The sequence below is a fragment of the Lutibacter sp. genome (genome assembly GCF_041562875.1).
GTDB lineage: Bacteria > Bacteroidota > Bacteroidia > Flavobacteriales > Flavobacteriaceae > Lutibacter.
On sequence record NZ_JBFFOE010000100.1, the window covers coordinates 1 to 8,462 of the forward strand.

4 protein-coding genes and 1 pseudogene are annotated in these 8,462 nt (G+C 32.0%); 3 read left to right on the forward strand and 2 right to left on the reverse strand.

What is annotated here, in order from left to right; all coding sequences use genetic code 11:
* On the reverse strand, positions 1-4,104 hold a 4,104-nt coding region (locus tag ABY863_RS11370; protein WP_372794912.1), incomplete at its 3' end, for a beta strand repeat-containing protein.
* 629 nt (positions 4,105-4,733) lie between these two features.
* Positions 4,734-6,077, reverse strand: coding sequence for a serine hydrolase domain-containing protein (locus ABY863_RS11375; protein ID WP_372794914.1), 1,344 nt, complete (start codon positions 6,075-6,077; stop codon positions 4,734-4,736).
* Positions 6,078-6,179: 102 nt separating this feature from the next.
* Here ABY863_RS11375 and ABY863_RS11380 point away from each other — a divergent pair, with 102 nt between their 5' ends.
* From ABY863_RS11380 to ABY863_RS11390, 3 genes and pseudogenes are all read left to right on the forward strand, one after another.
* Positions 6,180-6,791, forward strand: a complete 612-nt coding sequence (locus ABY863_RS11380; protein ID WP_372794916.1) for a TetR/AcrR family transcriptional regulator — start codon at positions 6,180-6,182, stop codon at positions 6,789-6,791.
* A 6-nt stretch (positions 6,792-6,797) separates the two neighbouring features.
* Positions 6,798-8,054, forward strand: a complete 1,257-nt coding sequence (locus tag ABY863_RS11385) for a TolC family protein (RefSeq protein ID WP_372794918.1) — start codon at positions 6,798-6,800, stop codon at positions 8,052-8,054.
* A gap of 130 nt (positions 8,055-8,184) precedes the next feature.
* Positions 8,185-8,462 (forward strand): annotated as a pseudogene (locus tag ABY863_RS11390) (HlyD family secretion protein); the annotation flags it as partial.

Below are 8,462 nucleotides of genomic sequence, written 5' to 3' on the forward strand. Positions count from 1 at the left end.
AAAACTTGTAATGGTTGCATTGTCTATAACTGTATCATTTGTTAAAACATTCCCTGTGATAACAGTTGTATTTAATATGGTATTTGCTATATCATTTACAGAAAATGGGGTTCCTTCATCTAAAACAGTCACAAAAACTGTTGCAGTTGAACAGCTTGCAACTGGTATATCATTATCACAAATTGTGTAGCTAAAAGAATCTAATCCTGAAAATGTTGCTGCTGGTGTATAATCAAATGTTCCGTCTCCATTATCTACTATTATTGCACCATTTGCACCTGTATAAATAAAACTTCCTGATGAATAAGATGCGCCATCAATCAAGCTATCATTACTTAATGCAGAAATTACTGTTGCTATTGTAGTGTCTTCAGTGATTGAAATATTATCATCTACTGCTGTTGGATTCCCTAAATCAGCAATTGTTACCGTTACTTCTCCAGTTGTACAATTTGTTGGATTTGCAGTTTCACAAATTTGGTAAACTATTGAATAGGTTCCAGCTGTAGCTGCTGCACTTACATCAACTGCTCCTGTTGCAGTATTTAAAGTTACATTAACACTTGTTGAACTCACTTCTGTTAAAATAACTGTTCCTGTTGTTGGTGTAGCACCTGCTAAATCATCATTTGCTAAAATATTAGCCACTGCAGTACTAGCCGTTCCTTCAATTCCTGAACCGTTATCATTTATTGCTAAAATATCATTTTGTGATATTGTTAATAATGCTGCTGCTGAAATTACATCAGTATCACAAACAAATGCCGGAGAAGAAATTACTAATCTATAATTATTTCCGTCTAACGCATTATTTAAAATTGTTATATCTAACGTAGTTGTGTTTGCGCCACTATAAATGACTCCATCATTAACTATATCTGCCCAAGTAATGCCTCCATTAACTTGTACTTGCCATTGGTAATGTTCTATTGTTCCTGTACCTGAAGTAGCTGCTGTAGATGTAAAACTTACATTACTGAAAGTTAATATTGTAACATCAATAGGGTCTAACGTAATAATTGTTGGTAAAATACTTAATTGTAAATAATCAAAATCTGTATCTCCTAAAGAAGCATCTAAATTTACAGGTAATGTATATCCTGCAGATACTACAGTACCATTGGCATTTACTTCACTTTCACCTAAAGTTAATGGATCTCCAGTACCAAACTGCATACCATCTCCTGCATCAGCAGTAGATGAGCCATATGCTTCATTTGCATCTGAACAACCATCATTATCAGAATCTGTATCTAAATGATTTACAATTCCATCTAAATCAAAATCATAAGCATCAGGTATAACATCTGCATTTGTATTTGTATAGTCTGTAAGTGAACCATCACCCGTACCATTATCTATAGCATCAGCATAATTATATATTCCATCACCATCTTCATCTCCAAAAGGCTCTAAAGTAGCTGGATATTCAACTGTATCTAAAATACCATCATTATCATCATCTAAATCCGTTACATCATCAACACCATCAGCGTCAAGATCTGAAGTTTCTCTATAATCTCTTTCAACACTACCATATGTATCTTGTAAATCTGTTAGTGGATTATCTATTGTTCCATTAGAATCGGTAGGATTTGTTAAGTCTGTATCAATAGCATCATCTAATCCGTCAAAATCAATATCTGCATTTGCCAATACTAAACCGGCTTCAACAGTATCATATGAACCATCATCATCCGCATCTACATCTAAAAAGTCAGGATTTCCTGTACCATCAGTATTTGGTGGTGAAACGGCAAAACCTCCAACCGCATCTGTATCATATGCATCATCTAAACCATCTGAATCACCATCTGAATTACTTGGAGCTACATAACCAGTTGTTGGCTGTGCTTCAATATTATCAGGTATCCCGTCGTTATCACTATCTAAATCGTAAGCATCTGGAATTCCGTCCAAATCAAAATCAAAATTATCATTAACTGTATCGCCATTTACATCAACATAACCAGCAATATCAACATCTCTGAAGTTAAAAACACCATCAGCATCAGCATCTCCTCCTGGATCTAAACCTGTTCCTGCAGATTCATTTACGTCTAAAATTCCATCATTATCATCATCAATATCTATATTGTTTGAAATTCCATCTTCATCCCAATCTAATGGGTCTGGACCTAATTCGCAACCAAAACCATCATTTTGACCAGATGGATTTGCTAACAATACTTTAACTGCAATTGTTGAAGCTGGATTTACAACATCTGTAATTTTATAAATTCCTCCATTTCCATTATTGAAGCAATAAAAATTACCATTTCTATCTTGCCAAGCTGCTCCAAAACTTCCATCGTTTGGAACTCCATCTAAAGATTCATCAAAAGTAATTGTTCTATCTAGTAATGTATTTGTAGTAAGATTTATAATTCTTAAAGTTGAATTTCTTACTCCATAAATTTCGTCTCCTATAAGTGTAAAATCATTTGCGCCTGATGCTCCTGCAATTGTAACTTCATTTACAGCAACCGTTGCTGGATAAGCAGCAATGTTTGTTACATCAAAACGAACTACTCTATTATTATTTACATAACCAATAAAGTTTCCTTGAGCAAATAACGTATTATTAAAATTTACCGAATTCCCTGTTATAGTAATACTCCCAACATAACTATAACTAGCTGCTGGGTCATAAACTCTTAAAACAGATCCTCCATCAGATGGTTCATTTGAATATACATATTGTGTTGCTGCACTATATGCTGAATTAGGTGCACTTGAACCGGTAGCAGTACCACCAAGTTCTCCTACCTTTACATAAGATTGCTGAAAATTATTATATCTAAATATATCTGTTTTACCAGGTGTAGTATTTCCTACCGTTTGGTATAATGTATTTATAGGACCACACACAATAGGCGCTCCAGCTAAAACATTAAATGTTACTGTTGCTGAGGCTGTACTTCCATTACCATCAGTTAAAGTGTAACTGATACTTACTGGTCCAGAATAACCAAAAGCTGGAATAAAATCTATTGAATCATCCGTTTGAACATTTGGTGTACCTCCATTATTTAATATCGCTGACCCAACAGTTCCTAAAATTGGTGTTACAATTAAATCAACTAATCCTGGTCCATCTGCACCAAAATTATCATTTGCAAGTACATCTATATTTGTTAACCCTGTATTTTCTACTATATCCGCTGGAGTATCACCTAATGGTATAGGTGTTGGTTCTAATAGTGTTATAACAACACTACCCATTCCTGCGTTTGCTCCTGCTACATTAACTTGGTTAATTCCTGAATTAAAGGAACCACCGCCACCGCCACCATTTCTACCGTCTGAGTTTCCAGTTCCAGAATTAAATGCATATTCTCCATTACCTCCAGCAGAATAGCCTCCAGCTCCACCACCAGCATGTGATCCATCAACACATAAACCACCTCCACCAAATCCACCGAATCCGTTGTAACCTGCATTATTGCGTCCTGTAAAATCAAGCAAACCAAACATTGTCGTCCACCCTTTTGCTGGTTGAGGTCCTTGCGTTCCATCTCCTCCTCCTACTCCATTATTAGCGACACCACTATTCGAAGTTAAACCATCATTAGTTACTGGCGCACCCTTTCCCTCACAAAAAAGTAAAGACCCCCCAGTATTGATAATGGATCCACCACCACCACCACCAGCAACAATTAGAGGCGTAAATTGCCCATTAATCCAAACAAATGAACCGCCACCGCCACAGCCACCGCCATTAGCCAAATTGCCACTCGTATTCTCAGTACCTTCTTGACCAACGACAATTTTTAATACTTGTCCTGCAGTCAAAGAAAATTCACCCATAATATTAGCTCCTGCGCCTCGGTATGAATCAGCTGTTGTAAAAGATTTACCCCCTTGACCTCCAAATCCTTGTATAGAATAATTTCCAGTTGCTGGAACTGTCCACTCTTGGATACCTTGTGTATTAATTGTTACAACACCTGCTCCATAAGCAGCATCTACTTGTGGTTGGGTTGGCCCAAATTGACCTGTTACACCAGCATTTGTAAATGTATAAGTTTGCCCAAAAAGGGTTGAGGAAGTAATACTAATCATTAAAATTAGCAGGGACTTTAGAAAGTAATTTTTCTTCATGGTTTTGTTGTTTTCAGTTTGGGTATCTTTATTTTGATTTTTAGTTTTCTTATTTTGTAATGGGATAAAATGAAAAAGCCCAAGAATTTTTCAATAGTTGAAAATTGGGCTGCAACTTCTTTATAGAAGCAATTATTGCTATTTTAAAATGTACTCCGGAAATTTTTCTTAAAGGGTAATTTTTCTCCATATATTTAATTAGACATGTATTCGTTCAAAATTTGAACTCATACATTATTAATTTTTCAATAAAATAGTACCCAGATTAGATTTGAAAAAAGTCTCTTTTTCTCAGTTCCAAAAATTTAGTTGACAGGGACTTTCAAAAATATAAATAAATAAAGAGTAGAGGATATATAAGTCATTTAAACCTAAAAAAATTAGCCAAAACCTAAAAATAGCGAACAAATGGTATCAAAAGTTACATAAATTGTCTATCTCAAAATCAATATTATGCATCTTTTATGCTAAATTATTTAGTAATTTGTTAAAATTACTAACACAAAATTGAATGTTATTTAAAATTAAGGCTGAATTTTGTTTAATTCGTACATTTTATAATAGAAAACAGAAGGTATTATAAACTTCCTTTTTTTTTAATTAAAAAACCATTCATGAAATTTGTAAATTTAATTGATAGCTGATATCATTTCTTTCAAAAAAGCATCAAAATTAAAACTTGAATCTTCAGTTAAGCCCATTCTAACAATAACCATTTCTTTTGAAGGAATTATAAAAACGCGTTGCCCTTGATATCCGTTACACGAAAATATATCTTTTGGAGCATTAGGATAAACACCTCCTGCATTTAACCAAAAATGCGCGCCATATTCTCCGTTTGAACCATTGGTTGGTGTTGCAGTATAATTTACCCAAGATTCATTTAATAGTTGTTCACCATTCCAATTTCCTTTATGAAGATATAACAATCCAAATTTCGCCCAATCTCTTGGGGTTGCCCAACCATAAGATGAACCTATATAATTACCTGTTAAATCAGTTTCTATTAACATGGAGTTCATTCCAATTTTATCAATTAGTTCAGCATACCAAAAATCTAAATATTCTTGATGTGTTTTAAACTGATTTCTAATATAACCCGATAACAAGTTTGAAGTTCCTGAAGAATAATTCCAACTATTATTTGGTTCGCCAATTAATGGCTTCTCTAATTGAGTTTTGGTCATATCTTTATTTAAAAATAACATTTTAGTTACGTCAGACATGGTGTTGTAGTCTTCATCCCATTCTAAACCACTATTCATTTGTAATAAATTGTTTAAGGTTATTTTAGAACGGTCATCGTTTTCCCATTCAGGAAATAGGTTTTTTTGATTCACATTAATTTTACCTTGTTTTTCTAAAATTCCTAAAACAGCACTTGTAATACTTTTAGTCATAGACCATCCTAATATTTTAGCATCTTTATCAAAACCCTCTGCATATTTTTCGGCGATTATCTGATCTTTATAAATGACCACAACGGCTCTTGTTTTTATACTATATTCTTCATTTTTATCAAAAGCATTAGAAACTGCTGTTTGTAATTCATTATAATTCACATTGCTAAAAACGGTGTCTTTTTGTTCTCCATTTCCATAAGGATATGGAATATCTGTTGAGATATTTGTTCTGTTTGGAACTAAAAATGGTGTGCCCTTATTAAAATCATCAAAAATTAAAACACTTCCTAATCCTTCTCTATAAATAGCTTTTCTGTTCATAAAACCATATACTGAAGCTGTTGCAGATTTATCTTCAATATTAATTTTATCTTCAGCAATATTTATTGGTGAAAAATTATTATCCTGATTGTCAGTTACTTCCAGAGTTCTTCCGGCTAAAAAAACTGAAGAACTCATATTTTTAGCTGAATAGCCAGAAATTATATTCAATCTTGGGTAATTTGTATAAACAACATAAATTATTGCCAAAACCACTAGTAACAAACTGTATTTCAATATTTTCTTCATCGTATTTCTTTATATAGTAGGATGTAAAAATAGTATTTATTTTGTCAATTCAAAAAAAGAGTTTACTTTTGTTAACCATTTGGTTAAACTATATAGTTAAAAATGAATAAAGTAAAAGATACAACTACTGAAACTGATATTTTGAATGCTGCAAAACGTATTTTTCAACACAAAGGAATGGCTGGTGCGCGTATGCAAGAAATTGCTGATGAAGCTGGCATCAACAAGGCTTTGCTTCATTATTACTTCAGAAGCAAACAGTTACTTTTTGAAGCTGTTTTTAAAATGGCTTTTTCCATGTTAGCACCACAACTTAATGAAGTGATGAATGCAGATTCTTCTCTTTTTGAAAAAATTAGAAAATTCAGTAATAATTACATTTCATTCGTACTTAAACACCCTTATTTACCAAATTTTATTATTCAAGAGTTGAATAGAAACCCTGAGTTTGTTGAAAAATTAATTGCTGAAGATCATTTCCCAAATATTGAAAAATTTAAAAAACAAGTGAATGATAAAGTAACTGAAGGAACTATAAAACCTATTAAACCTGAACAGCTTTTCATTAATATTATGGCTCTGAATATATTTCCATTTATAGGAGCTCCTTTATTAAAAGGATTTATAAATATAGAAAACCAAACTTATAATCAGTTAATGGAGGATCGTAAAACTGAAGTTGCTGAATTTATTATAAATGCCATAAAAATTTAAAAACAGATGAAAAAAATAACAACACTAATTATCTTATTTGTCTCACTCACCGTTTTTTCACAAGAAAAACTAAGTTTGAAAGACTGTTATACTCTGGTAAACAATAACTACCCTTTAGCTAAACAATATAATTTATTAACAAAACAAAATGATTTAGATTTAGACGTTATTAAAACTAAAAAACTACCTCAGCTCGATTTTTCAGCACAGGCAACCTATCAATCGGACGTCACTTCTATTCCAATTTTTATTCCTGGTTCAACTATTGAACCACCAAATAAAGATCAGTATAAAACTGCTGCTTCCATAAATCAATTAATTTATGATGGTGGCTTCATTGATGCATCCATGGAAGCAAAATCTGCACTCTTAAAAACACAGCAAAAACAGGTTGAAGTAAATTTGTATCAACTAAAAGAACAAGTAAATCAGCTGTATTTTTCAATACTACTTTTGCAGGAAAAAAGAGCTTTATTAGTTGCCAAAAAAAAACAATTAGAAGCCACTCTAAAAGAGGTAAAAGCTGGTGTTAAATTTGGAATGCTATTGCCTAGTTCTGATAGTGTTTTAGAAGCTGAATTATTAAAAATTGAACAACAGTTTACTGAACTTGACTTTAATAAAATCAGTTTAATTGAAACACTTTCAAAATTAATAGGACACGATATTTCAATGAAAATTATAGTAGAAAATCCTGAAATTATCAGCAATTTAGAAACTGAAATTAAACGACCAGAATTGGAATTATTTGAACTTCAAAAAAACAACATTGAAGCTTCTGAACAATTAATTGCAAAGAAAAATTCGCCAAAATTGATTGGTTTTGCAACTGGTGGTTATGGAAATCCAGGTTTAAATGCGTTAGACAATTCTTTTCAAACCTATTATATGGCAGGTTTAAAAATAAACTGGACTATTTTTGATTGGAATGCTTCTAAAAAAGAACGAAAATCATTGCAAGTAAATAAAGAAATTATAGACAGTCAGCAAGCTGTTTTTATGCTAAATACTAAAATTGAGTTAAATCAACAGCAAACAGAAATAAACAAAATATCTAATTTTATTGAATCGGATAAAACCATTATAGAATTAAGAAAACAAGTATTAAACGCCGCAAATTCTCAGTTAAAAAATGGAGTCATCACCTCATCTTCTTACATCACAGAATTAACAAATTTATTTGAAGCAGAAAACAATCTAAGCAGTCATAAAATACAATTGTTATTGGCAAAAACAAATTATAAAACAATAAAAGGAAATTAATTTAGAGTTGAGAAAATAAAAAAAAGAGGAAAGAGGATTGACGAAAAAGGGAAGAAAAGAGAGTATAGAAAAAAGACAAAAAATAATGTCAAAACAAACAATTACACAAATAAACGTTTAAACAATTTATATGAAAATTACAAAAATATTAATCGGAACATTGATACTTGCGAGTACAATTATCTCTTGTACTAATGGAAATAATAAAGCAGATGGTTACGGAAATTTTGAAGCTACAGAAACAACAATTTCAGCAGAAAATAATGGAAAATTAACCCTCTTTACTATTGAAGAAGGAAAAATTCTAAAAAAAGGAGAATATGTAGGTTTAATTGACACCGTTCAGTTAGCACTAAAAAAAGAACAGCTACTGGTTTCTAAAAACACCATAATATCAAAATCAAAAGG

What these genes read in the sequence shown, in the direction of transcription:
- ABY863_RS11385 (WP_372794918.1), top strand. Translation starts at nt 6,798, where the DNA reads ATGAAAAAAATAACAACACTAATTATCTTATTTGTCTCACTCACCGTT.
- ABY863_RS11380 (WP_372794916.1), top strand. Translation starts at nt 6,180, where the DNA reads ATGAATAAAGTAAAAGATACAACTACTGAAACTGATATTTTGAATGCT.
- ABY863_RS11375 (WP_372794914.1), bottom strand. Translation starts at nt 6,077, where the DNA reads ATGAAGAAAATATTGAAATACAGTTTGTTACTAGTGGTTTTGGCAATA.